We start from the raw sequence: 23159 nt of genomic DNA, 5'->3' as shown, positions 1-23159 counted from the left end.
CCATGCGAACCCTCACCCGTACGATCCTGGGCACGGCGGCCACGGTGCTGCTGACCCTGGCCGGCGTAGGCGCCACACCGGCGAATGCCGCCGACACCCCGTACGACGTCATGGTGTTCTCCAAGACGGCCGGCTTCCGGCACGACGCGATCCCGGCCGGTATCCAGCTGATCCGCGATCTGGGGGCGGGTAACAGCTTCACGGTCACCGCGACCGAGGATGCCAACCAGTTCACCGCGGCCAACCTGGCCCAGTACGAGGCCGTCGTCTTCCTCAACACCACCGGCGACGTGCTCAACACCACCCAGCAGAGCGCCTTCGAGAGCTACATCCGGGCCGGCGGCGGGTACGTGGGCGTGCACTCGGCCTCCGACACCGAGTACGACTGGTCGTTCTACGGTCAGCTGGTCGGGGCGTACTTCTCCTCGCACCCGGCGATCCAGCAGGCGACCGAGCGGGTGGAGAACCGGGCGCACGCCGCGACCGCCGGGCTGGCGCCGACGGTGACACGCACCGACGAGTGGTACAACTTCCGGACCAATCCGCGATCGTCGGCCCGGGTGCTGTCGGCGCTGGACGAGTCGAGCTACTCCGGCGGCACGATGGGCGGCGACCATCCGTACACGTGGTGCAAGACCTTGCAGGGTGGGCGCTCCTTCTATACCGGAGAAGGCCACACCCAGGCCTCGTACGCCGAACCGGGTTTCCGGGCGCTTATTCTCGGCGGCATCCGCTATGCGGCGAACCGCACCAAGGCCGACTGCCGGCCGGAGAGCGGCTACACCACGCTCTACAACGGCGCCACCACGGGCTGGTCGCAGGCCGGGCCGGGCGGGTTCGGCAACAGCAACGCCACCCTGACCTCGTCCGGTGGGCTGGGCATGCTCTGGTACAGCGCCAAGGAGTTCCGCTCCTACTCGCTGAAACTCGACTGGATGATGCCCGGCGACGGCAACTCGGGTGTGCTGATCGGGTTCCCGGCGAGCAGCGACCCCAACTCGGCGATGGCCAACGGGTACGAGGTGCAGATCGACGCGACCGACACCTCGGACCGGACGACCGGCGCGGTGTACGGCGTCAAGCAGCCCGACCTCGCCGCCCGCGACGCGGCGTTGAACCCGCCGGGTGAGTGGAACACGTACGAGCTGCTGGTCGAGGGGGAACGGCTGCAGGTGCTGCTGAACGGCGTCACCATCAACGACTTCACCAACACGGACCCCGTACGGTCGTTGGCTTCCGGCTACATCGGTATTCAGAACCACGGCGCCAGCGACGACGTGTCGTTCCGCAACATCCGGATCAAGGAGCTGGGGGGCACGACCGCCCGGACCGGCCCGATCACCGGCGCCGCGGGCAAGTGCGTCGACATCAGCGGCGGAAGCTCCGCCGACGGCACGAAAATCCAGCTGTGGGGCTGCACCGGCAGCGCCCACCAGCAGTGGACCGTCAACGGGAACACCCTGCGCTCGCTCAACAAGTGCATGGGCGTCGCCGGCACCGCGAACGGCGCGCCGGTCCAGTTGTCGACCTGCAACGGCTCCGGCGGCCAGAACTGGACCCCGGGCGCCAACGGCTCCCTGGTGAACCCGCAGTCCGGGAGATGCCTGGACGCCAACGGCGCGGGCTCCGCGGACGGAACCCAACTGATCATCTGGACCTGCCACGGCGCCGCCAACCAACGCTGGAGCCTTCCGTCATGACCGACCTGACACGCAGGAAACTTCTCGCGGCCGGGATGGCCGGCGCCGGGGCCGCTCTGCTGCCGACCGGGTGGGCAGCGGCCGGGGCGGCGGGTGTGCTGGCCGCCGGGGACCTGTCGCTCTGGTACGACGAGCCCGCGGGTACGGACTGGCTGCGCGCTCTGCCGATCGGCAACGGACGCCTCGGCGCCATGGTGTTCGGCAACATCGACACCGAACGGCTCCAGCTCAACGAGGACACCGTGTGGGCGGGCGGACCGTACGACTCGGCCAACACGCGGGGCGCGGCCAACCTCGCGGAGATCCGGCGACGGGTCTTCGCCGACCAGTGGGTCCCGGCCCAGGATCTGATCAACCAGACGATGCTCGGCAATCCCGCCGGGCAGCTGGCCTATCAGCCGGTCGGCAACCTGCGGCTCGCCCTCGGCAGCGCCACCGGTGCGTCGCAGTACAACCGGACGCTGGACCTGGCCACGGCCACGGCGACCACCTCGTACGTGCTCAATGGTGTGCGGTTTCAGCGGGAGGTGTTCGCGAGCGCGCCGGACCAGGTGGTGGCGATCCGGCTGACGGCAGACCGCGCCGGTGCGATCACCTTCAACGCCACGTTCGACAGCCCGCAGCGTACGACCGTGTCCAGTCCCGACTCCACGACGATCGCCCTCGACGGCATCTCCGGCGACATGGAGGGCATCGCCGGTTCGGTCCGGTTCCTCGCCCTGGCCGCCGCGAGCGTCACCGGCGGCACGGTCAGCAGCTCCGGCGGCACGCTGCGGGTCTCCGGCGCCACCAGCGTCACCGTGCTGGTGTCCATCGGCTCCAGCTACGTCAACTACCGCACCGTGAACGGCGACTATCAGGGCATCGCGCGACGGCACCTGGCCGCCGCCCGCAACACCGGCTTCGACCAGCTGCGGGCCCGGCACGTGACCGACCATCAGGCGCTGTTCAACCGGGTGACGATCGACCTGGGGCGTACGGCGGCGGCCGATCAGACCACCGACGTACGGATCGCGCAGCATGCGAGCGCCAACGACCCGCAGTTCGCCGCCCTGCTTTTCCAGTACGGCCGCTACCTGCTGATCGCCTCGTCCCGGCCGGGCAGCCAGCCGGCCAATCTGCAGGGCATCTGGAACCAGGAGATGGCCCCGTCCTGGGATTCCAAATACACCATCAACGCGAACCTGCCGATGAACTACTGGCCGGCCGACACCACGAACCTGTCCGAATGCTTCCTGCCCGTCTTCGACATGATCAAAGACCTGACGGTGACCGGGGCGCGCACCGCCACCGTGCAGTACGGCGCCGGTGGCTGGGTGACCCACCACAACACCGACGCCTGGCGCGGATCGTCGGTCGTCGACGGCGCGTTGTGGGGCATGTGGCAGACCGGCGGCGCCTGGCTCGCCACGATGATCTGGGACCACCATCTGTTCACCGGCGACGTCGACTTCCTGCGCGCGAACTATCCGGCCATGAAGGGCGCCGCCCAGTTCTTCCTCGACTCGCTGGTCACCCACCCGAGCCTGGGCCACCTCGTCACCAACCCCTCGAACTCGCCGGAACTCCCCCACCACGCGAACGCCAGCGTCTGCGCCGGGCCGACCATGGACAACCAGATCCTGCGCGACCTGTTCACCGGCGTTGCCCGCGCCACCGAGGTCCTCGGCGTGGACGCCACCTTCCGCACCCAGGTCCTGGCGGCCCGCGACCGGCTGGCGCCCACCCGGGTCGGCTCGCGCGGCAACATCCAGGAATGGCTCGCCGACTGGGTCGAGACCGAACGCAACCACCGGCACGTCTCCCACCTGTACGGCCTGCATCCGAGCAACCAGATCACCCGGCGCGGAACACCCCAGCTCTACCAGGCCGCGCGGCAAACCCTGGAACTGCGCGGCGACGACGGGACCGGGTGGTCGCTGGCCTGGAAAATCAACTTCTGGGCCCGGCTCGAGGACGGCGCACGCGCCCACAAACTCCTGCGCGACCTGGTGCGAACCGACCGGCTCGCCCCGAACATGTTCGACCTGCATCCTCCGTTCCAGATCGACGGCAACTTCGGCGCAACCTCCGGAATCGCGGAGATGCTGCTGCACAGCCACAACGGCGAACTGCACGTGCTGCCCGCCCTACCGTCGGCCTGGCCCACCGGCAGCTTCACCGGCCTGCGCGGCCGCGGCGGCCACACGGTCGGCGCCGCCTGGAGCACCACCGGCACCGAGGTCGTCATCACGCCCGACCGCGCCGGCACAGTGCGGGTGCGCAGCCGGGTCTTTACCGGCACCTTCGAGATGCGCGACGAGACGAGCGGGGTCGCGGTGCAGCCGACACGGCTGGAGACCGACCTCGTCCAATTCACCGGCCAGGCCGGCCACATCTACCGCGCCACAGCCGTACGGTCGGGGCCGGTGGAGACCGGCGTGAACTACCGGCTGGTCGCCCAGCACAGCGGAAAGGCCGCCGACATCAACGGCGCGTCCGCCACCGCCGGCGCCCAGCTGATCCAGTGGCAGGCCACCAACGCTCTCAACCAGCAGTTCGACTTCCTGCCCTCAGACGGCGGCTACTACCGGATCCGGGCCCGGCACAGCAATCTGGTGCTGCAGGTCACCGGCACCGCCACCGGCGCCGACATCACCCAGCAGCCCGACGCCGACACCCCCGGCCAGCAGTGGCGGGTCGAGGACCAGGGCGGCGGAGTGGTCAGGTTCCTCAACCGTCAGAGCGGCCTGGCCATGGACGTGTGGCAGGCCGCCACCGCCGACGGCGCCCGTATCTCCCAGTGGACCCCCGGTGGTGGCGCCAACCAGCGTTTCCAGCTCCAGCGCGCAGTCTCAGCGTCTTCCGTCCACAGTGTTTAGCCGAAAAATGCTCGCAGATCCTGAGCGACCAGCTCGGGCACCTCGAGAGCCGCGAAGTGGCCGCCACGATCGAAATCCGACCAGTGCGCGATTCCGGTGTTGTCGCGCTCGGCGAGCGGCCGGATCGTCTGGAAGTCGTCCTTGAAGAGCGCGACACCGAGGCGGCCGTGGCTGACCACCGTCTCCCGCGGCGGGTGCTGCTCGGCGTAGTGGTAGCGGACCGCGCCGGCCGAGGTGTTGGTGAGCCAGTACAGCGAGACCTGGGCCAGCACCTGCTCGGGCGTGACCAGGCTGGTGCCGTTGCCGAAGTTCTCGAACAGCTCGTTGTACGCCAGCTGGCCGACCGGCGAGTCCGACAGGGCGGCCGCGATCGTCTGAGGCCGGGTGCCGTTCATCGAGTTGTAGCCGCCGACCGACTGGAACCAGCCGGCGAACTCCAGGGCCGCGTACTCCTTGGGTCCGAACGCTTCGAACTCCGCCGGGTCGCCGGAGGGGAAGGAGAACAGCTGGAGCACGTGCGCACCCAGGAACCCCTCGGGGTCGAGCACCGCGAGCTCGCGGCCGACCATCGCGCCGCCGTCGCTGCCGTGCGAACCATAGGACTCGTAGCCCAGCCGGCGCATCAACCTGTCGTATGCGCGGGCGACCCGGTCCATCGTCCAGCCGCCGTCGACGACCGGAGTGCTGAACGCGAATCCCGGCATCGACGGGATGACGAGGTGGAAGTTGTCGGTCAGCAGCGGCACCAGGTCGAGGAACTCGGTGAACGAGCCCGGGTAGGTGTGCAGAAGCAGCAGCGGCGTCGCGTCCGTACGGGAAGACCGAATGTGAACGAAGTGGATGGTCTGGCCGTCGACCTCGGTGGTGAAGTTGGGCACCGCGTTGATCCGGGCCTCCTCGGCGCGCCAGTCGAACTGCCGCCAGCGCGCGACCATGTTGGCCAGGTAGGAGACCGGCGTGCCGTACTCCCAGCCGTCGCCCGGGGCCGAGGTGGCGTAACGGGTGTTGGCGAGCCGGGTTTGAAGGTCCTCGAGAGCGGGCTCGGGGATCGCAACGGTGAAGGGCCGGATGTCGGCCATCTCGGGGTCCATCGACGTGGTCGGTACGTTGGGTGTCGTCAACTCTTGTCCTTTGCATGTCCCGTCCGGCGCGAAGTGGCGCCGTCCGGCTCGAGTTGGCACATGTTGTCGTGATGATCGATGAGTAACGGGTTCATCCGGCGTCGTGTGCCGGATCGCAGCACAGGAGGACGAGCATCGCCGTCACCGTGGTAGGCCTCGACGCCAACGTGCGCTTCGCCACCGGCGCGCTGGTGGAGCTGGGCAACGTCCTGCACGCGGTGCTGGCCCCCGACCACCACAGCCAGGCCGCTGAATGGGCCGGAACGCCCGCCGTAGCCGAGCTGCTTCCCACGTTGACGCGGTGGGCGTTCGTGGTCCGGGCAATCCGCGCGCGGATGTTCGTGGACGTGTCGATCGCCGGCCAGACCAACTGGGACGCATGTCTGGAGGCAGTCCACCGCCTGGACGCAATGGCGATGCGCGATGCGCTGCTGCGTCCGCTCGGCGGGGTGGCCGGCGCGCAACGCTACCGCAGCCGTGACTCCGCTGACGCTGACACAGTCGCCGGCGTCCTGACCGATCCGCAGGCAGCGCGCGAGCAGTTCGTCGCCTTGCTGCAGACCTGCTGGGACCGCTTCTTCGGCGCCTGGTGGGCGTGGCACGGCACCGTCCTGGCCGACGAGGTGCTGCACCGGCGCCAGTTGCTGCACCGCCACGGCCTTTCGTCGGCGCTGAGCAACCTGCCCGGCATCAGCCACCCCGGCGACAGCATGGTGGTGCTGGACAAAATACGCGGGAAACGGCTGTCCGCAGCCGAACGGCCCGGTCTGGTGCTCATCCCCTCCACGGCAGTAGCACCACATCTGTATCTGGCGGACGAGCCCTCAATGCCGATAACAGTCATCTACCCACTGGCCGGATCCACGCCACTCACTGCCGGCGTACTGCACCGGCGCCTGCAGGCGTTGGCCCATCCCGAGCGGCTGCAGGTGGCGCGGGCCATCACCACCGAGGCCCGCTCGGCATCCGAGATCAGCCAGCTGTGGCATTTGCAGCGCAGCCGTGTGGCTCGACATCTGCGCACTCTGGAACAGGCCGGCCTGGCACACCGCCACCGCAATGGTCGATCGGTGCTCTACCGCCTCGACCTGACCGTCATCAACGCCCTCGGCACCGACCTGTCCCAGGTCTTGCTGCGCTGAACCTCCTGGATGCCAAGTAGACCCGTACGACCTGTCCGCGCAGACCTTCCGGGCGATCCGGGTCAGCGTGGCCCAGCGTCGAGGCTTGGGCGACTTACCGGTGCCGGACGGGTGCCTCTACCGGCGCCGGTGCCGGGTTGTCGACTGCGGTAGGCAGCCAACCGCACGGCGTGGAGATCTCGGCCAACGTCATGGTCACCTCAGATCGAAGAAAGTGGGTCGGCACCTATGAGCGACCGTGGTGGCGGCCGCCGCCAAGGCACCCGTCGGCACCACACTGACCAGCCAGTTTCTCCCGCGCAAGCTTGCGTTCGAGCCCTCCCGGATCTCCGTAGCCTCAAGACACGCCCAGCCGGGCGCAACCCGATCCGGTCGGCCGGACCGGCGACCCGAGGAGGTCCGGCATGTTGCAGTCCCGTCGCCTGCGGTCTCCCTCCCAGATGTCCTGCCACCTGACTAGAAGGCGCCGGTGCGCCGATCGATCCGGTGGCACCTCGACGGTGAGAGACCGGCCACTGGGCGGGCCGTCCACCCGGCCCCGCATCGACGATCGAGTCCCTGCACCGAACGCCGATTCGACGGCGGCTCCGCCGCTTGTTGACCACAGAGTCTCACCTCACTCCCACGAGTGCATCAGCCACCCGCACCGGCAGTAGGCGTCCTCCCCCGCACCTGCGAAGCCGTCAAGTGCGGCAGCGAAAGTAAAGCAAACGGGCATAGGTTGAGCCCTTCAGCACCGGCGGTTGGTCGAGGCACGTTACCCGGGCCGGCGCACTTGCCCGTCATGGCCCCCAACAAGCGAAGAAGGCCGCTCCGAAACTCCGGAGCAGCCTTCTGCCCTGCGCTTATGCCCCTGTCAGGCGGACAAAGAATTCCCCTTCAGACTCCTCACTTCTTCCCGCGCCGACGCCTCTCCTTGAGACCTTGGATTTCGCCTTCGACATCACCGATTAAGTCATCGACGCCCGCCCGGACCATATCTCCGGCGGCTTTCTTCTTGGCAAACGTCACACCAATGGTGGTCAAGCCGGTCACTGGCGCGCCGCAAGCAATGAGTGCCGCACCGGTGAGGTAGCCTCCCGTTTCCACACTCGCGCGTGTAACGCCTCCGGCAGCTCTGGCAATTGGGTGATGCTTGTAATCGTCCTTCGCCATGAATCCGCCAATCTCATTGAGGTGCAGATGCTGATAGCCTCAAGTAAAAATTCAGGGTTTCAGGAAATCAATCCTCCGATGCGGGACTTGACCCCACGCCGTTGAAGGAGACGCGCACTGGCTACCTCGGCCGCGCGATCGCCGTGCCCCCGAAATGTTGCCTTGGCGCAAGCCGCGTTTCGTCGTCGTCCCAGGTCGAGGGGACGAATGGACGCTGGCCGTTGTGAGGGCGTTCCGGGCGGGCGACTCAGCTGTCGACGCGGCAGCTGATTTCTTTCCCATACAGGTCTTTCCACCCGTCGAGTAGCACGAGGCCCATCCGGACCGGAGACGAGGGACGTGTCCCGGGACATGGTCACGCATCTCGCAGCGCTCGCCCGCTTCCTGACTGCCTCACACGCTGGAGCGGTGTTCCGAGCACTGACCGGGGAGGGTCAGCATGACCCAGCCCTGGCCGCCCGGCTGCGCAAAGAACACCTGACCGGCCAACCCGTACGCGACCGGCTGTTGCTACAACGCGCCGTCCGGCGGACACTCCATTGCCGGGAAAGAGCGACATCCACCAACGAACCCGGACGCGTCGAGGCCGGGGCGTGCTCTCAGAGATTCGGGGTCGTTCTGCCGTGTGCGGGACACTGCCGTGTCAGGTTGGTCGCTGCACGAGCCGGCGGACGACGTCTCAGGAGAAGACTGCCCGTTGGTCCGCCCTGAGGCAGCATCGCCGCCCAGGCGATGTCCTTCGCCGCCTGGACGGCAGCCGGGGCGTGCTCGTCGTCATCGTGATGGGATCCAGCCGGGCCCGTGCCGATGGTGTTGACGAGGAGCGCCGATCCAGGATTCTGCATGGCGATGGAAACGGTGAGGACTTGATGGAGCTGATCCGGCGGCGCCACTCCGCCGTCGGCTGACACGTTGACGATCCGAGAAGCCGGCGACCGCCGGAGCAGGGGCAGCGCCTGCTGCAACAGCATCCTGGTTCCATCGATGTGCGCCATCGCCTCGCTGAGCATGGTGTGACCCAGGTCCGGCGTTTCGTTCGTGATGAGCACATCAAGGTAGCCGAACCGCTTTCTGAGGTGCTCGGTCACGTCGTGGATCGCCGAGTGGTCCACCAGGTCCAGCACGAGGCCGGTCGTACCGATCCCTTCGGCGCGGAGCCGGACGGCGGTCTCCACCGCGCGGCTGCCGTCTCGTGCGGTGAGAACCACGTAGAAGCCGTGCCGTCCGAGCTCGCGGCCGACGGCACGGCCGAGCGCACTGTCCGCACCAATGATGAGGGCGATCGCGTCATCCATGCCGTACTCCAGTCGCTGCACACCGGTACCGGACCTACGGCGTCAGGCTGGCATCGACCGCTCGCACCAGCCACACACGCCGCTCGTACGAGGTCGTAGAGCGCAGCATCGCGTGTCCCGCCACGGGGGTATTGCGCCGGCAGAAGCGTATGTGCCTCGTATGTGCGTCGTGTGAGCGCCACGCGTCAGTCTTCCTTCGTCGCAGCGAGCGGTTCTGCAGTCCAGGTTCCTGGTGGTCAACGATTTTCACGATGAGGAGTGGGCATGTCGATCGAAGAGCGGGCTGAGGCCGAACGGAACATAGCCGTCGTTCGGGGCTTCTATGACGCGTTGGGGAGCGGCGGCGAGAATGGCGAACTTGGCAAAAAGGCCATGGCGGTGGTCATCGACACCTTTCAGAACGAGAAGGAGATCGAGCTGAACCTGGGCGCACCGTACGGCGGAATCTTCGTGGGGCCGGCCGAGATCGCGGTCGGCCGTCATCGCCTTCACGAGTTGTGCGGGTACACGACGGCCGATCACACGTCGTTCCGGTACTACGCGGACGGTCCGACCCGGGTGGTCGTCGAGGCCGTCAACAACGGCACCGACCTCGCCGGCCACGCCTGGTCGATGACGGTGGTGGAATTGGTCGACGTGGTAGACGGCAAGATCGCCAGGAAGCGCACTTTCTTCGAGGACCCCGCGCGCCTTCGGGAGATCATGCTGGAGCGGGAGGCGGCGTTGAAGGACCGCCTCGTCGAGAAGTACTGGCGAGACGACAATCCCCTGCTCGCGATCCACACTGCCGGGGAATAGCGCGGTTTGCGCGGCGCGCCGTCCGCGGTTGCTGGGACGAGGGTTTGTTACGGGGTCAGTGCAACCAGAGGTCATCAGTTGCTGTCTGCCCGCGACCGAAGATGGGACCGGGCGTCAAGTCTCGGGGCGTTTCGCGCGAAGATCAGTAGATGGAAGCGAGTGCGATGCTACGGGTCACGCTGCTCGGCGCCTTCCAGACGACTCGCGGTGAGGTCGCCGTGGCGGTGCCGGGTGCACGGCTACGGGGGCTGGTAGTCCGGCTGGCGCTCGCCGGGGGCCGCCCCGTCGATCAGGACGTGCTGGTGGACGCGATCTGGGCGGAGGACCCGCCGGCTGGGCCCGCCCACGCGTTGCAGTCCCTCGTCTCGCGGCTGCGCCGCGTTCTCGGCTCGGCCAGCAGTGTTGAGCAGGCTGTGGGCGGTTACCGTCTGGACGTCGATGCTGCCGACGTCGACGCGCTGCGGTTCGAGCAGCTCGCCTCCGCGGGTCGCGATCGGTTGCGCGCCGGCGACCCGATCGCGGCGATGGCTCTGCTCGGCGAGGCTTTGACGCTGTGGGGCGGGCATCCCGGCGCCGAGCCGGTTGCCGTTGCGGCGGTGGCGCCGGCCGCCGCAACACGGCTGGCTCGCCTCTCGGTCGAGGCGGTTGTCGACCTGGCCGACGCCGAGGTGGCTCTGGGTCACGCCGGGGCGGCCGAGGCCCGTCTCGCCGCGCTGCTGGCCGATCAGCCCGTTCACGAGCGTGCGGCGGCTCTGCTCATGGACGCGCTCGCCGCGCAAGGCCGCCAGGCCGAGGCCCTGAGCCTGTACGAGCGGGTCCGTGAGGCTTTGGCCGATGTCCTGGGCGTCGATCCAGGTACTGCCCTGCGAGAGCGGCACGTGGATCTCCTGCGTGCCCCGGCGATCCTGGAGAAACCGAAACCGAGCAATCTTCCAACGCCGCTGACGAGTCTCATCGGCCGCGATGACGACCTGGCCCGCATCGCCCAGCTGCTCGCGAGCGGGCGTCTGGTCACGGTGTTGGGCCCGGGCGGCGCCGGCAAGACGCGGCTCGCGGTTGAGGCCGCCCTGCGCCACCGCCATGAGTATCACGACGGTGCTTGGATGATTGACCTTTCCTCGGTAACCGAGCCGGCCAAGGTCGGTGCCGCGGTGCTCGCGGCGATCGGGCTGCGCGGGGGCGCGCTGTTCGACGCGCGCACGCGGGCCGACGGCGATGACTTGGACATCCTCGTCGAGCAGCTGGACGGCCGGGATTGCCTGCTGCTGATCGACAATTGCGAGCATCTGATCGAAGCGGTGGTCCACCTGTGCACGGCGTTGTTGTCCCGCTGCCCAGGACTACGCGTGCTGACCACCAGCCGTGAGCCCCTCGCCGTCAACGGTGAGGCGCTGGTGCCGCTCGGCCCCCTTGCTCTGCCCGGCCCGGACGACGACAACGAGCAGATCCTACGGGCAGCGTCGGTGCGACTCTTTCAGGAACGGGCCGCCGCCGTACGCCCCGGCTTCGACATCGACGAGGCCGCGTTGCCGAACATTCTGCGACTGGTCCGCAGTTTGGACGGGCTTCCCTTGGCCCTCGAACTGGCCGCAGCCCGGCTGCGGACCTTGTCGCTGCCGGAGCTGACCGAAGGGCTGTCTGACCGTTTCCGACTCTTGTCCACCGGCAACCGAACGTCGCTGTCACGGCACCGGACGCTACGTTCGGTCATCGCTTGGAGCTGGGATCTGCTCAGCGACGATGAACGTGTAGTCGCCGAACGTGTCTCGGTCCTGCCCGGCGGTGTCACCTCCGCCTCCGCCGCCGCGGTCTGTGCCGGCACCACGGTTGCGGCCGGCGACATCTCCGAACTGCTCGCTGCACTGGTCGACCGGTCGCTGTTGCAGCTGGCAGCCGACCCGGGCCGTTATCGAATGTTCGAGACGATCCGCGAGTTCGGCATCCAGCGCCTTGCCGAGACCGACCGGCTCGCCGCCGCCCGAGACCTGGCTGCCGCTTACCTCGCCCAGCTGATGGTCGAGTACGACTCGCAGCTGCGAGGGCCGGCCCAGCTGACCGCGATCCACATCATCCGCACCGAGTACGACAACATACTGGCCGCCCTACGCTGGCGCTGCGATGCCGCCGACGCTGCCGGCGCCGTCGCTCTCGCGCTGAGTCTGACGTGGTACTGGCAACTGTTCGGCCGTAATCCCGAAGCTGCCTACTGGCTGGGTGAGGCACTTGCGGTACCCGGTGGCGAGCAGACGCCCGAACGCGCCGGCGCTCAAGCCGTACTCCTGCTCAACCGCGCCGATATCCAGCACGAGATGACCGCCGAACAGATCACTGACGATCGAACCCACATGCGGGAGGTCGCTGACCAACTGCTCGGCTATCCACAGCTCCCGAGTCCGTATGCAGTTTTCGGCCCGGTTCTGCTCGCTTTCCTGCAGGAAGATCAAGCCGCGTTGCAAGCGTTCGCGAAGCTGACCAGCTCCGGGGATGCCTGGTTGGCTGGACTAGCCCATCTCTTCCAGGCGCAGATCGCGGAGAACACCGGGGAACTCGGCCACATGCGAGTCGAGGTGGACGCGGCCCTGGCCTGCTTCCGGGCAGTAGGCGACCGGTGGGGCCAAGCCGCGACGCTGCCCATGCGGTCCCAGCTCCGGCAGTACGACGATCTTGGCGGCGCGTTGGCTGATCTGCGTGAAGCCCGAACGCTGGCCGGTGAGTTCGGGGCACTCAGCATCGGCGACCAGATCGACAGCGATCTGCGCTGGATCAACCTGCACCTGCGCCGGGGCGACACCGACGAGGCCATCACCATGATTGAGGCCGTCAGGCAACGGGCGTCGCACACGGCCTCGGCCGAGCTCCGGCTGCTGGTCGATGTGCGGGAGGCCGAATCGTGGCTGCGAATCGGCCATCAAGATCGTGCCGCCACCCTGCTCGATGAGGCCGAACAGTCAGTACGCAGTGGCCGGGCCTACCCGGACGACCACGTGCGCACCCTGCTCGGCAGTCTGCGAGCGGCGCTCCGTACGAGAACAGGTGATCTGCCCGGCGCGCAGCAGGCGCTGGCGCAGGCGTACTCGGCGGCGCTGAGGGCCCGGGATCTGCCGATCCTGGCGGTCGTGGCGGTGCACGCCGCCGAACTCGCCGAGTCGTACGGAATGCTTCGCGAATCAGCGGTCCTGCTCGGCGCCGCGTCACGGCTGCGCGGCGCCCACGACAACACCGATCCCTGGATCCGCGAACTCGTTCGGCGAGGGCATGCTGCGCTGGGTGATGAGGCCTACGCCGACGCCTTCGAGCGCGGTTGGGCATTCACTGCGGACGAGGCTGCGACCGCGGCCGATCCCGCTCGGCTGCGGTCGCAGCCTCCTTCGGATTAGTCCGACTCAACGCAGCCCCGGGTTGCTTGCGCCCTAGCCGGCTCAAGTCCCTCCGGTGAGCCGGCGACCTTGCATGCCAGCGCCGTGAGTGCGCCGTGTGAGCGGCATCCGTCAGCTTTGACGTGCAGCCGAGAACAGCCCGGACCATCGGGCGGCTCCCCACACGGCCGCAACTGATCAATCACGGAGGCAAAGGTGACTGTGACCAAAGCTGCAGACGACAACGGTTGGGTCCGGACCTGGAGTACGGCGCCGCAGGCACCGGACGCCGGGCTCGGCTCGTTGGACGACGTGCCCCCGTTCGCCGACGTGACCCTGCGGCAGGTGGTGCGCATCAGCGGCGGCGGACGCCAGGTGCGCGTACGCCTGACCAACGAGTACGGGACCGCCCCGTTGACCATAGGCGCGGCCCAGGTGGGCTTCGCGACTGCCGGGGGCGCAGTCGAGGAGGGCAGCGCCCGCGTGCTGACCTTCGCCGGCCGGCCGTCCGTCACCGTTCCGCCCGGTGCGCCGATGCTCAGCGACCCGATCGACCTGCCGCTGCCCGCCCTGACCAAGCTGTCGATCAGCCTCTACCTGCCGGAACTGGTGGAGACCCGCACCTACCACGACTCGGCGCTGGAAACCGGCTGGATCATCGCGGGCAACGCCGTCGCCGAGGCCGCGCTACCCGCCAAGACCGAGCCACTGACGGCACGCGCCCTGCTCTCCGCCGTCGAGGTCCTTCCCGACGCCCCGGCCACCTCCATCGTCGTGCTCAGCGACTCCCTCGCCGACGGCTTCGGCTCGACCCCGGACCTGAACTCCACCTGGCCGGAGCGGCTGGCCGAACGGGGCTTGTACGTCTGCAACCAGGGCATCAGCGGTAACCGGATGCTCAACGACGGCCTCGGCGCATCCGGCCTGGCCCGCTTCGACCGCGACGTGCTGGCGACGCCGGGCCTCGGCTACGTCATCGTCTCACTGGGCCACAACGACATCAGCATCGCCAACGCGCCGCGCGACGACGACGCCCTGGCCGGCTTCCTGGCCATGTTCCCCGGCGAGCCGGTGACGTCCGACGACATCGTCGCCGGCTACCGGCAGCTGATCGACCGCGCCCACGACCGCAACGTGAAGATCTACGCCACCACCCTCACCCCCGACGAAGGCTCCGAGACGCACACGACCGGCAGCGAGTCCGCACGCCAGGCGGTCAATACCTGGATCCGCACCAGTGAAGCCTTCGACGGTGTCCTGGACTTCGACGCCGCCTGGCGCGACCCGTCCCACCCCTCCCGCATCCGGGACGACCTGCACGCCGGTGACCATCTGCACGGCAACGACGCGGGCTACCAGGTCCTCGCCGGCTCCATCGACCCGTCGCTGTTCAGCTGAGCAAGGAGACCTCTGATGCGTGATGTGGTGATTGTGGGCGGTGGCCCGGTCGGGCTGTTCCTCGCCTGCGAGCTGGGCCTGGCCGGATGTTCCGTTGTGGTCTTGGAACGCGAGGAGGAGCCCCACTCGCCGTGGCGGAAGTTCCCTCTGGGACTGCGCGGGTTGAACGCCGGTTCGGTCGAGGCGTTCTACCGCCGCGGGATGCTCGAGCAGTTGCTGGCAGTGTCCGGTGGCCGCGCCGAAGTAGGGGCCGATCTCGACGCGGACCACGCGCCGGCGCCGCGATCGGTGAATCATTTCGCCGGCATGATGCTCGATCCGTCGAAGGTGGATCTGACCGCCCTACCGCTGCGCCTGCCCAGCCCCGCGATGGACGGCATGCTGACCAGCCTGGACGCGGTCCAGTCGGTGCTCGCCGACCGGGCGCTCGAGTTGGGCGTGGACATCCGGCGAGGCGTCGAAGTCACCGATCTTGCCCAGCACGACGACAAAGTGGTGGTGCGCGCCGGCGGGCAGGAGCACGAGGGTCTCTGGGTGGTCGGCTGTGACGGTGGGCGCAGCACCGTGCGCCGGCTGGCCGGCTTCGACTTCGTCGGCACCGAACCGCAGCTGACCGGCTACCTCTTCACCGGCACCGTCACCGGCCGCGAGAAGCTGAGCCCCGGCTTCAACGTGACCCCGACCGGCATGTATCTGCGGATGCCCGCAGGCGGCTACATCGGCATGATGGACTTCGACGGCGGCGCGTTCGACCGGTCCCAGCCGCTGACGGCCGATCACCTGCAGACAGTCCTGCGCCGGGTGTCAGGCATCGACGTCGACGTGGACGAGGTCGAGCTGGCCTCCAGCTTCACCGACCGGGCGATGCAGGCCACCACCTACCGGCACAACCGGCTGCTCCTGGCCGGCGACGCCGCGCACATCCACTCTCCTCTCGGCGGGCAAGGACTCAACCTGGGCATCGGCGACGCTCTCAACCTGGGCTGGAAACTCGCCGCGACCGTGCACGCGACCGCCCCCGACGATCTGCTGGACACCTACACCCAGGAACGACACCCGATCGGGATCCGGGTGCTGGACTGGTCACGGGCCCAAGCGGCGGTCATGCGGCCAGACCCGTACGCGCCGGCCCTGCAAGCGCTGATCGGCGACCTGCTCGCCACCCCGGACGCGACGACCTATGTATGGGAACGGACCTCCGGCACGGCCAACCGCTACGACCTGGGCGACGACCGGCCACTCATCGGCCGCAACGTCCCCGACTTCCGGCTCGAAGACGGCACCCTGCTCGGCCACCACCTGCAGACCGGACAAGGCATCCTGCTCGACTTCGGCGCCGACCACCAACTCCACGACACGGTCGCCGGCTGGAAGGACCGCGTCCAGTACCTGGCCGGGTCGACCCCCAACGACTTCAGCTACCGCGCCGTCCTCGTCCGCCCCGACGGCGTCGTCGCCTGGGCAAGCGACCAGAACCCCGACGGCGAGACGCTCAACCAATCCATCCGCCGCTGGTTCGGAGCTCCCTTGCTCGACGCCGATCCAACGAGCCCGTCAGGCGCGTCCCCCCACGAGATTCAACGCCAGGAGCAACCATGACCGACATCCGGACAGAACCATTTGACCGTACGCATTCCCGTGCGTCGGCTCCGCTCGCTCAGAGCCGCGCGGCGGCCACCGCGCTCATCACCAGCGGCGTAGTCTTCCTCGTCGCGGAATTCATCACCGCCGCAGCGTGGACAGACCCGCCCTACAGCTACACCTACCACTTCATCAGCAACCTCGGTGTGCACGACCGCTCCACGGTGTTCGACCAACTCATGTATTCGCCACTGGCCGCGGTGATGAACACAGGCTTCGTCCTGTTCGGGCTCATCGCGTTCGCCGGCGTCGTCATGCTGAGGGGCATGCGAGCCATGCGCAGGCTGGGCGTCGTCGCGACGGCGGCCCTGTTGGCGGCCGGCGGAGTCTTTGTAGGCCTGTTCCCGGGATCGGCCGAGGCCGTGGCCAACGGCACAGACACGTACCACAGTCTGGGCGCCTTCGCGCTGTTCATCGGCGGCAACGTCATGGCCATACTGATCGGCCTGGCACACCGCCAAATCGGCATCTCGCACCGCTTGGGACGGACGATCGTCGTGCTGGGCGCTCTCGGCCTGACCTCGATGGCGATCTTCATGGGCGTCCTCATCTCCGGCGCCAACATCCTCATCGGCCTCTTCGAACGCGGCGCCGTCTACTCCTTCCTGATCAGCCTCATCGCCGTCGGAGCAGCCTTGTGGAAGCGCCGCAATCCGACACGGTGATCGCCCGATCCGGTAACCCCGGAAAGCCCTAGCCGAACAGATCTCCTGCCGCGACGCCGCTTGGCAAACGGCGGACGCGCGTGGATTGCGGCAGCTCCGGACATTGCGTCGGCGCGGGTACTCAGCGGCCGGTGGACCCGTCGATCCGCTCGCGGAGGATGCCGGCATGCCGGGCGGTCTCCTCGATCATGTGCACCAGGACTCACCTCCTCGACAGTGGAAGGTTGCGGCTGGCTGGGCGAGGGGGCGTCGAGCGTGAGGTCTGTCCAGGTTTCGTCGACCTCGTTCGCCTGCTCGATCGTGCGTCGGTAGTCGGCGAGTAGGCCGTCAACCGTCTCCTCGCGGGTGGGTTGCATGGTGCGGCTCATGTTGTTGATCGGTTCGCCGAGTAAGTAGAACCGTTCGACCCGGGTGAGGTGCTGATCAGGCCCAGCAGGTTCTCCCACCACCGGCTCACCCGCCCCCGACGGCCGGCCCAGCCCCAACGCCGAAATCATCACCAGGCTCGACGCTCATTCCCGCTGCGCCCTGCACATCAGCGCCCATGCCGGGATCACCGCGGCCATCATCAACGCCACCTTCCAGCACACCGCCAGCCTGCACCGGTATCCCGCATGAACCCTGACCGACAACGGCCTGGTCTACACCGCCCGCTTCGCCGGCGGCCGCGGCGGCGGCCGCACACGCTGCTCTCCGACAGCGGCATGAGCCTCGAAGAGATCGCCGACCTGTGCGGGCACTCCGGCACGTCCATCACCGAGAGCGTCTACCGTCACCAGCTCCGGCCGGTGCTGCTCAACGGAGCCGTCGCTATGGACCGCATCTTCGGCTCGGACGACACCCGGGAGACGTAGTCACCCAGTTAGTCACCCAGCAACGAAAAGAGGGCATATCCTTCAATGGGATATGCCCTCTGACCTGGTCGGGCTGACAGGATTTGAACCTGCGACCCCTTGACCCCCAGTCAAGTGCGCTACCAAGCTGCGCTACAGCCCGCCGCCACCCGGCAAAGCACCGCGCGGCAACCAGGAAAGCTTAGCAAGCCCTACCCGTGGGCCTTGCCCCGACCCCCCGGCCCGGTCTTCTTGCGCGGCTTGACGGACACCTCGATCGGCGAGCCTTCAAAGCCGAACTCCTCTCGGAGCTTGCGCTCGATGAAGCGCTGGTAACCGGCATCCAGAGGCCCGGTCGTGAAGAGCACGAACCGCGGCGGAGCCACGCCGGCCTGGGTAGCGAACAAGATGCGGGGCGCACGACCCCCTCGTACGGGGTGGGGGGTGGCCTGGGTCAAGGCAGTCAGCCACTGGTTGAGGGCACCAGTAGGAACCCGCTGCTCCCACGAAGCCAACGCACGACGCAGCGCGGGGGCGAGCTTGTCCATAGCCCGGCCGGTCTTGGCCGAGATGTTGACTCGCACGGCCCACGGGATGCGCTTCAGCTCGCGGTCGATTTCCTTGTCGAGGTAGAAACGGCGGTCCTCGTCGACCAGGTCCCACTTGTTGAAGGCGATCACCAGCGCCTTGCCGGCCTCGACGACCTGGGTCAGGACGCGCTGGTCCTGCTCGGAGATGGGGTCGCCGGCGTCCAGCAGCACGACCGCTACCTCGGCCGCTTCTACAGCCCCCGCCGTACGGAGGGACGCGTAGTACTCAGTGCCGGAGGCCTGGTTGACCCTCTTACGCAGGCCGGCGGTGTCGACGAACTGCCAGAGTTCGCCGTCCATCTCGACGAGGCTGTCGACGGGGTCGACCGTGGTGCCGGCGACGGAGTCGACGACCGCGCGCTCCTCCTTGGACACCTTGTTGAGCAGCGAGGACTTGCCGACGTTGGGGCGGCCGACCAACGCAACGCGGCGCGGGCCGCGGGGGCCGTCCTCGATGATGGGAGGCGGCGTGGGCAGCGCGTTGAGGATGTCGTCGAGCAGGTCGCCGGAGCCGCGGCCGTGCAGGGCCGAGATCGGGTGGGGCTCGCCCAGGCCCAGGGACCAGAGGCTGACGGCCTCGAGTTCGAGGTTCTGGTTGTCGGCCTTGTTGGCGACCAGGATGACCGGTTTGTGGGAACGGCGCAGCATCTTGACGGCGGCCTCGTCGACGTCGGTGGCTCCGACGGAGACGTCGACGACGAACACGACGACGTCGGCGGTCTGGACGGCGATCTCGGCCTGGGCGGCGATCGCCGCGGCGCGGTCGCGGGCGTCGGGTTCCCAGCCGCCGGTGTCGACGACGGTGAAGCGGCGTCCGTTCCAGACCGCGTCGTAGGGGACGCGGTCGCGGGTTACTCCGGGGACGTCCTCGACGACGGCCTGGCGGCGGCCGATGATGCGGTTGACCAGGGTGGATTTGCCTACGTTGGGGCGGCCGACGACGGCCACGACGGGCGCCGGGCCGGCATCAGAGTCCTCGGACAAAATGCCCAAAGGGACTTCACTCACGACTTCACCTTGCTGTTCAGAAGATTCAAGAGGTACGCGACGACCTCGTCGATGCCGATGCCGGTCGTGTCGACCTCGATCGCGTCGTCGGCCAGCTTGAGCGGGTCGGTCTTGCGGGTCGAGTCGAGCTTGTCGCGCCGGGCCAGGTCGGCTTCGGTCGCATTCACGTCGGCGGCGTCCTCGGCGCTGCGCCGGGCGGCCCGGGCGGCGGCGGAGGCGGTCAGGTAGACCTTGAGGTCGGCGTCGGGTGCGACGACCGAGGCGATGTCGCGGCCCTCAACGATGATGCGCGGCTGGGCGGCGATGATCGCCTGCTGCAGCGCCACGAGGTGCTTGCGGACGGCGGGCACGGCGGCGACGGCCGACACGGCCTGGGTCACTTCGACGCCGCGGATGGGCTCGTCGACGTTGGTGCCGTTGGCCGCGAAGTGCGGCGCCTTCGGGTCGGTGCCGATCGACAGCTCGGTCTCGAGCGCGATCTTCGCGATGGCGTCGGGGTCGTTCAGGTCGACGCCGGCCTGCAACACTGCCCAGGTCACGGCCCTGTACATGGCGCCGGTGTCGAGGTAGACGCCGTCGACCTTGGTGGCCAGCCGCCGGGACACGGTGGACTTGCCGGAACCGGACGGGCCGTCGACCGCGACCACGCACTTCTCCGGCCGTGCTTCTTGCGCCACCGTTCCTCCAAGGTTTGCCTGCCCGACCAACCCTCCCATTGTGCCCGTCGCACCGATGAGCGACGAACTAGGGTATGTTACCGGCAAGTAACCTGAGGGAGTTGCCATGCCTGCGCTCGAACGCCACGATGCGGTTTACGTCCTCGATCTCGGCGACGGCGAGAACCGGTTCCACCCCGACTGGCTGACCGAGGTCGAGTCTCTTCTCAGCGAGGTCGAGAAAAACGACGAACCTCGCGCACTGGTCACCTCGGCCCGCGGCAAGATCTGGTCGAACGGGCTCGATCTTGAATGGCTGATGGAGCATCCGGAGCAGTACACGGACTACGGCGTACGGGTGCAGGCCCTGCTTTCCCGCGTGCTGACCTCGCCTTTCGTCACCGTCGCGGCTCTGCAGGGTCACACCTTCGCCGCCGGCGCCATGCTCTCGCTGGCCCACGACATGCGGATCATGCGGGCCGACCGCGGCTTCTGGTGCCTGCCCGAGGCCGACATCAACATCCCGTTCACGCCCGGAATGTCGGCTCTCATCCAATCGCGCCTGAACCCGCAAACCGCCCACGAGGCCATGGTCCTGGCTCACCGTTTCGGCGGCACCGAGGCCGCGGGCCGTCAGATCGTCGACCAGGCGCTTCCCGAGGAGGCCGTGCTCACCACGGCGATCGAGCTGGCCGCCGCCCACGTCAACAAGGCCGGCCCCACCCTCGAAACGATCAAATCCCGCCTCTACGCCCCCGTGATCAAGGCGCTCGGCAGTCTCGATTAAAAGCCAGATTTCGTACGCCACGCGGGGCGCAACAACCGCACCATCGCGAACCCGCTGCGCCTCGCGAGCCGGCCGCAACGTTCGGCCGTAGCGCGCCCACGGGATGTTGCCGGTGGTCACCCGGGAGCCGGATGCGGCAAGGGCCGCGCACCTTCCGGACGTAACCCGTCGAAGATGATCCCCAGATAGCGCCGCCACAACTCCGGCGGCGCGTCGGGGACGAAGCTGACCACGTGGTTCGGCGCGCACATCAGCAGGATCACGTCCATCCCCGAGACGTCCTCCCGGATCGCCCCCGCCGTCTTGGCCCGCTCGACCAGCGCGACGATCGCCTCGAACAGAACCGTCCGGGCGTCGTCCAGCCGCGCGTTGACTCCCCCGGCCTCGCGCAGGAATGACAGGTCGAGCTGCCGCTGCCGTCCCGCCGCCGCGTCCATGAACTCGAGCAGCGCCGCACCGGCATCCGGAGCGTCGATCAACCGGCGGGCCAGTTCCGCGAGACCGTCGATACGATCCAGCACCACCGCGGCCAGCAGATCGTCCTTGGTCGGGAAGTGCCGGAAGACGGTCCCCTTGCCGGTCCCGGCCCGGCGCGCGATGTCGGCCACCGACGCGTCCAGCCCCCGCTCGGCGAACTCGGCTGCGGCCGCGGTCAGCAGCGACGCCCGGTTGCGTACGGCATCCGCACGCAGCGGCCGGTCGGAAGTCACACCGAAGCCTAACAAGTTGACCGCCCGGTCCGTTTAGCTCTAACGTGACCGCACGGTCCGCTTACGGGGCGGCCGCGAACCCGAAAGGAACGACGGTCATGAAGGCAGTCGTAGCCACCCAGTACGGTCCGCCCGAAAGCTTCACGCTCGCCGACCTGCCCATCCCCGAGCCGGGCCCCGGCCAGATCCAGGTCCGCATCTCGGCGGTCTCGATCAACCCGGGCGACATCGTCATCCCCGGCGGCGCCTACCGGGCCCAGGCTCCGCTGACGTTCCCGCACGTGCTCGGCAACGACTTCGCCGGCACGGTGACCAAGGTTGGCGACGGTGTCACCGCGTACGGGAAAGGGGATGAGATCTTTGGCCACGCCGTGCCGAAAGCCCTGAAAGCAATGGCGGGCAACCACCCCTCGATCACCACGGGCGCGCTGGCCGAATATGCCGTGTTCGAGGCCGGCACGCCGTTCCTCGCGCACCGCCCGCCCGGCCTGAGCACGACCGACGCCGCCGCCCTGCCCACCGTCGGCCTGACCGCCCGCGCCCTGATGGCGACCGCACAGCCGGCGGCCGGCGAAACCGTCCTGGTCATCGGGGCCACCGGCGGCGTCGGCACGACCCTGCTGCCGCTGCTGCGGCATACAACCGTGATCGCTACCGGTCACCCCGCGGACGCCGGCCTGCTGCACAGCCTGGGCGCCGACACGGTGATCGGCTACGACGACGACTACCCCACCGACGTCGACCTGGCGTTGAACCTGGTCTTGCCGACCGACCAGCTCCGGAAAGCGGCCGAGGCGATCCGCCCGCAGGGACGCCTGTTCACGATCACGTTCCCGCCACCGCGCCCCGAGATGATCGGACGCGACGACATCCGCTTCGAGCTGGTCCTCGACCTCGACGGCCAGCTCGGCGGTATGACCGAGGTGGCCGACCTGAAGCCGACGATCGGCAGAATCTACCCGCTCACCGACGCCGTGCAGGCCCTGACCGACTTCGCCCGCCGGCACACCGTGGGCAAGCTGGTGATCACGGTCTAGGCGACACCCGGGTCCAGCTCTTGTTGTCGCCGCGACGCGACGTGGCGGCGACACAGCGGGGGCAGATGTACCGCACCTCGTCCTCGGTCGTGATCACGTCGGTGGCGCGGAAGTCGAACGGCACATGCGGGAAGCGCCTCAACCGGGTGCGGCTCAGCGCCAGCCCGCACACGGTCTGGTTGGTGCCCGGCCGCCAGGCGTGCACCTCGCCGCCCGGCTGGCGCACCCCGTCCGACCCGACCCATTCACTCGAAGCGGCGACAGCGTTCACGCGCCCCGCATTCCCGCCGAACCGACGACTATGCCCGTATGGTTTTGTTCGTCAGTTCCACGGGTTACTCCGGCCACCGGTCAGCGCGCGGCTCACACACCGTGACGGGTGATGGAGGCGGGACGCGCCTTGTCT

Annotated in this window: 18 protein-coding genes, 1 tRNA gene and 2 pseudogenes; 12 read left to right on the top strand and 9 right to left on the bottom strand. The window is 68.4% G+C overall.

From position 1 onward, the window contains the following. The first annotated feature begins 2 nt into the window (after window positions 1-2). Both ACZ3I4_RS42240 and ACZ3I4_RS42235 read left to right on the top strand, forming a co-directional pair. Window positions 3-1700, top strand: coding sequence for a ThuA domain-containing protein (locus ACZ3I4_RS42240; RefSeq protein ID WP_465387766.1), 1698 nt, complete (start codon window positions 3-5; stop codon window positions 1698-1700). After that, a complete protein-coding gene (locus ACZ3I4_RS42235; RefSeq protein ID WP_465387765.1) occupies window positions 1697-4561 on the top strand; it encodes a glycosyl hydrolase family 95 catalytic domain-containing protein in 2865 nt (954 codons plus the stop codon). Before ACZ3I4_RS42240 ends, ACZ3I4_RS42235 begins: the two co-directional genes overlap by 4 nt. On the opposite strand, the gene ACZ3I4_RS42230 is transcribed toward ACZ3I4_RS42235, so the two are convergent. Next, on the bottom strand, window positions 4558-5682 hold the full coding sequence (locus ACZ3I4_RS42230; RefSeq protein ID WP_465387764.1) for an epoxide hydrolase family protein: 1125 nt from the start codon (window positions 5680-5682) through the stop codon (window positions 4558-4560). The two genes, ACZ3I4_RS42235 and ACZ3I4_RS42230, sit on opposite strands and share 4 nt — an antisense overlap. A gap of 134 nt (window positions 5683-5816) precedes the next feature. Between ACZ3I4_RS42230 and ACZ3I4_RS42225 the strand changes: the two genes are divergently transcribed. Further along, window positions 5817-6824, top strand: a complete 1008-nt coding sequence (locus tag ACZ3I4_RS42225; RefSeq protein WP_465387870.1) for an ArsR/SmtB family transcription factor — start codon at window positions 5817-5819, stop codon at window positions 6822-6824. A gap of 888 nt (window positions 6825-7712) precedes the next feature. Here the strand turns inward: ACZ3I4_RS42225 and ACZ3I4_RS42220 are convergent. Next, window positions 7713-7979: a hypothetical protein gene (locus tag ACZ3I4_RS42220; RefSeq protein ID WP_465387763.1), complete on the bottom strand. Its 267-nt coding sequence runs from the start codon at window positions 7977-7979 to the stop codon at window positions 7713-7715. A gap of 336 nt (window positions 7980-8315) precedes the next feature. Between ACZ3I4_RS42220 and ACZ3I4_RS42215 the strand changes: the two are divergent. Next, window positions 8316-8690, top strand: a pseudogene (locus ACZ3I4_RS42215) (TetR-like C-terminal domain-containing protein); the annotation flags it as partial. Here ACZ3I4_RS42215 and ACZ3I4_RS42210 read toward each other — a convergent pair. Further along, on the bottom strand, window positions 8579-9274 hold the full coding sequence (locus tag ACZ3I4_RS42210) for an SDR family NAD(P)-dependent oxidoreductase (protein ID WP_465387762.1): 696 nt from the start codon (window positions 9272-9274) through the stop codon (window positions 8579-8581). The pseudogene ACZ3I4_RS42215 and the gene ACZ3I4_RS42210 sit on opposite strands and share 112 nt — an antisense overlap. A gap of 264 nt (window positions 9275-9538) precedes the next feature. Here ACZ3I4_RS42210 and ACZ3I4_RS42205 point away from each other — a divergent pair, with 264 nt between their 5' ends. The 5 genes from ACZ3I4_RS42205 (at window position 9539) to ACZ3I4_RS42185 (ending at window position 17132) form a co-directional block, all read left to right on the top strand. After that, window positions 9539-10072 carry a nuclear transport factor 2 family protein gene (locus ACZ3I4_RS42205; protein WP_465387761.1) on the top strand — a complete coding sequence of 178 codons (534 nt, stop codon included), beginning with the start codon at window positions 9539-9541 and terminating at the stop codon, window positions 10070-10072. A gap of 149 nt (window positions 10073-10221) precedes the next feature. After that, window positions 10222-13449 carry a BTAD domain-containing putative transcriptional regulator gene (locus ACZ3I4_RS42200; RefSeq protein ID WP_465387760.1) on the top strand — a complete coding sequence of 1076 codons (3228 nt, stop codon included), beginning with the start codon at window positions 10222-10224 and terminating at the stop codon, window positions 13447-13449. Window positions 13450-13650: 201 nt separating this feature from the next. Then, window positions 13651-14826, top strand: coding sequence for an SGNH/GDSL hydrolase family protein (locus ACZ3I4_RS42195; RefSeq protein ID WP_465387759.1), 1176 nt, complete (start codon window positions 13651-13653; stop codon window positions 14824-14826). A 15-nt stretch (window positions 14827-14841) separates the two neighbouring features. Then, window positions 14842-16425: an FAD-dependent oxidoreductase gene (locus ACZ3I4_RS42190; protein ID WP_465387758.1), complete on the top strand. Its 1584-nt coding sequence runs from the start codon at window positions 14842-14844 to the stop codon at window positions 16423-16425. Further along, on the top strand, window positions 16422-17132 hold the full coding sequence (locus tag ACZ3I4_RS42185; RefSeq protein ID WP_465387757.1) for a DUF998 domain-containing protein: 711 nt from the start codon (window positions 16422-16424) through the stop codon (window positions 17130-17132). Before ACZ3I4_RS42190 ends, ACZ3I4_RS42185 begins: the two co-directional genes overlap by 4 nt. A gap of 121 nt (window positions 17133-17253) precedes the next feature. Here the strand turns inward: ACZ3I4_RS42185 and ACZ3I4_RS42180 are convergent, their stop codons facing one another. Beyond that, on the bottom strand, window positions 17254-17328 hold the full coding sequence (locus ACZ3I4_RS42180; RefSeq protein ID WP_465387869.1) for a hypothetical protein: 75 nt from the start codon (window positions 17326-17328) through the stop codon (window positions 17254-17256). Window positions 17329-17815: 487 nt separating this feature from the next. Here ACZ3I4_RS42180 and ACZ3I4_RS42175 point away from each other — a divergent pair. Continuing rightward, window positions 17816-17986 (top strand): annotated as a pseudogene (locus ACZ3I4_RS42175) (site-specific integrase); the annotation flags it as partial. Window positions 17987-18051: 65 nt separating this feature from the next. Here the strand turns inward: ACZ3I4_RS42175 and ACZ3I4_RS42170 are convergent. The 3 genes from ACZ3I4_RS42170 to cmk form a co-directional block, all read right to left on the bottom strand. Then, a tRNA-Pro gene (locus tag ACZ3I4_RS42170) sits at window positions 18052-18128 on the bottom strand. Window positions 18129-18177: 49 nt separating this feature from the next. Further along, a complete protein-coding gene (gene der, locus ACZ3I4_RS42165) occupies window positions 18178-19563 on the bottom strand; it encodes a ribosome biogenesis GTPase Der (protein WP_465387756.1) in 1386 nt (461 codons plus the stop codon). Further along, the gene (gene cmk / locus ACZ3I4_RS42160; protein WP_465387755.1) at window positions 19560-20240 is read right to left on the bottom strand and encodes a (d)CMP kinase; all 681 of its coding nucleotides are present in this window, start codon (window positions 20238-20240) and stop codon (window positions 19560-19562) included. The genes der and cmk overlap by 4 nt, the downstream gene beginning before the upstream one ends. Before the next feature lie 106 nt (window positions 20241-20346). Here cmk and ACZ3I4_RS42155 point away from each other — a divergent pair, with 106 nt between their 5' ends. Next, entirely contained in the window at window positions 20347-21006 is a 660-nt protein-coding gene (locus ACZ3I4_RS42155; RefSeq protein WP_465387754.1) for an enoyl-CoA hydratase/isomerase family protein, read from the top strand. A 116-nt stretch (window positions 21007-21122) separates the two neighbouring features. Here ACZ3I4_RS42155 and ACZ3I4_RS42150 read toward each other — a convergent pair whose 3' ends face one another. Then, window positions 21123-21716: a TetR/AcrR family transcriptional regulator gene (locus tag ACZ3I4_RS42150; protein ID WP_465387753.1), complete on the bottom strand. Its 594-nt coding sequence runs from the start codon at window positions 21714-21716 to the stop codon at window positions 21123-21125. A 98-nt stretch (window positions 21717-21814) separates the two neighbouring features. On the opposite strand from ACZ3I4_RS42150, the gene ACZ3I4_RS42145 reads away from it, so the two are divergent. Next, window positions 21815-22753 carry an NADP-dependent oxidoreductase gene (locus tag ACZ3I4_RS42145; protein ID WP_465387752.1) on the top strand — a complete coding sequence of 313 codons (939 nt, stop codon included), beginning with the start codon at window positions 21815-21817 and terminating at the stop codon, window positions 22751-22753. On the opposite strand, the gene ACZ3I4_RS42140 is transcribed toward ACZ3I4_RS42145, so the two are convergent. Continuing rightward, window positions 22743-23024 (bottom strand): hypothetical protein, encoded by a 282-nt coding sequence (locus ACZ3I4_RS42140; RefSeq protein WP_465387751.1) that lies wholly within the window; start codon window positions 23022-23024, stop codon window positions 22743-22745. The genes ACZ3I4_RS42145 and ACZ3I4_RS42140 overlap by 11 nt on opposite strands. Window positions 23025-23159 lie beyond the last annotated feature (135 nt).

The sequence above is a fragment of the Actinoplanes sp. NPDC021490 genome, assembly GCF_055562135.1.
The sequence above is the reverse complement of the archived record's forward strand: the minus strand, read 5'-3'. Positions and strand labels throughout refer to the sequence as shown.

What these genes read in the sequence shown, in the direction of transcription:
- ACZ3I4_RS42240 (WP_465387766.1), top strand. Translation starts at nt 3, where the DNA reads ATGCGAACCCTCACCCGTACGATCCTGGGCACGGCGGCCACGGTGCTG.
- ACZ3I4_RS42235 (WP_465387765.1), top strand. Translation starts at nt 1,697, where the DNA reads ATGACCGACCTGACACGCAGGAAACTTCTCGCGGCCGGGATGGCCGGC.
- ACZ3I4_RS42220 (WP_465387763.1), bottom strand. Translation starts at nt 7,979, where the DNA reads ATGGCGAAGGACGATTACAAGCATCACCCAATTGCCAGAGCTGCCGGA.
- ACZ3I4_RS42210 (WP_465387762.1), bottom strand. Translation starts at nt 9,274, where the DNA reads ATGGATGACGCGATCGCCCTCATCATTGGTGCGGACAGTGCGCTCGGC.
- ACZ3I4_RS42205 (WP_465387761.1), top strand. Translation starts at nt 9,539, where the DNA reads ATGTCGATCGAAGAGCGGGCTGAGGCCGAACGGAACATAGCCGTCGTT.
- ACZ3I4_RS42200 (WP_465387760.1), top strand. Translation starts at nt 10,222, where the DNA reads ATGGAAGCGAGTGCGATGCTACGGGTCACGCTGCTCGGCGCCTTCCAG.
- ACZ3I4_RS42190 (WP_465387758.1), top strand. Translation starts at nt 14,842, where the DNA reads ATGCGTGATGTGGTGATTGTGGGCGGTGGCCCGGTCGGGCTGTTCCTC.
- ACZ3I4_RS42185 (WP_465387757.1), top strand. Translation starts at nt 16,422, where the DNA reads ATGACCGACATCCGGACAGAACCATTTGACCGTACGCATTCCCGTGCG.
- ACZ3I4_RS42155 (WP_465387754.1), top strand. Translation starts at nt 20,347, where the DNA reads ATGCCTGCGCTCGAACGCCACGATGCGGTTTACGTCCTCGATCTCGGC.
- ACZ3I4_RS42145 (WP_465387752.1), top strand. Translation starts at nt 21,815, where the DNA reads ATGAAGGCAGTCGTAGCCACCCAGTACGGTCCGCCCGAAAGCTTCACG.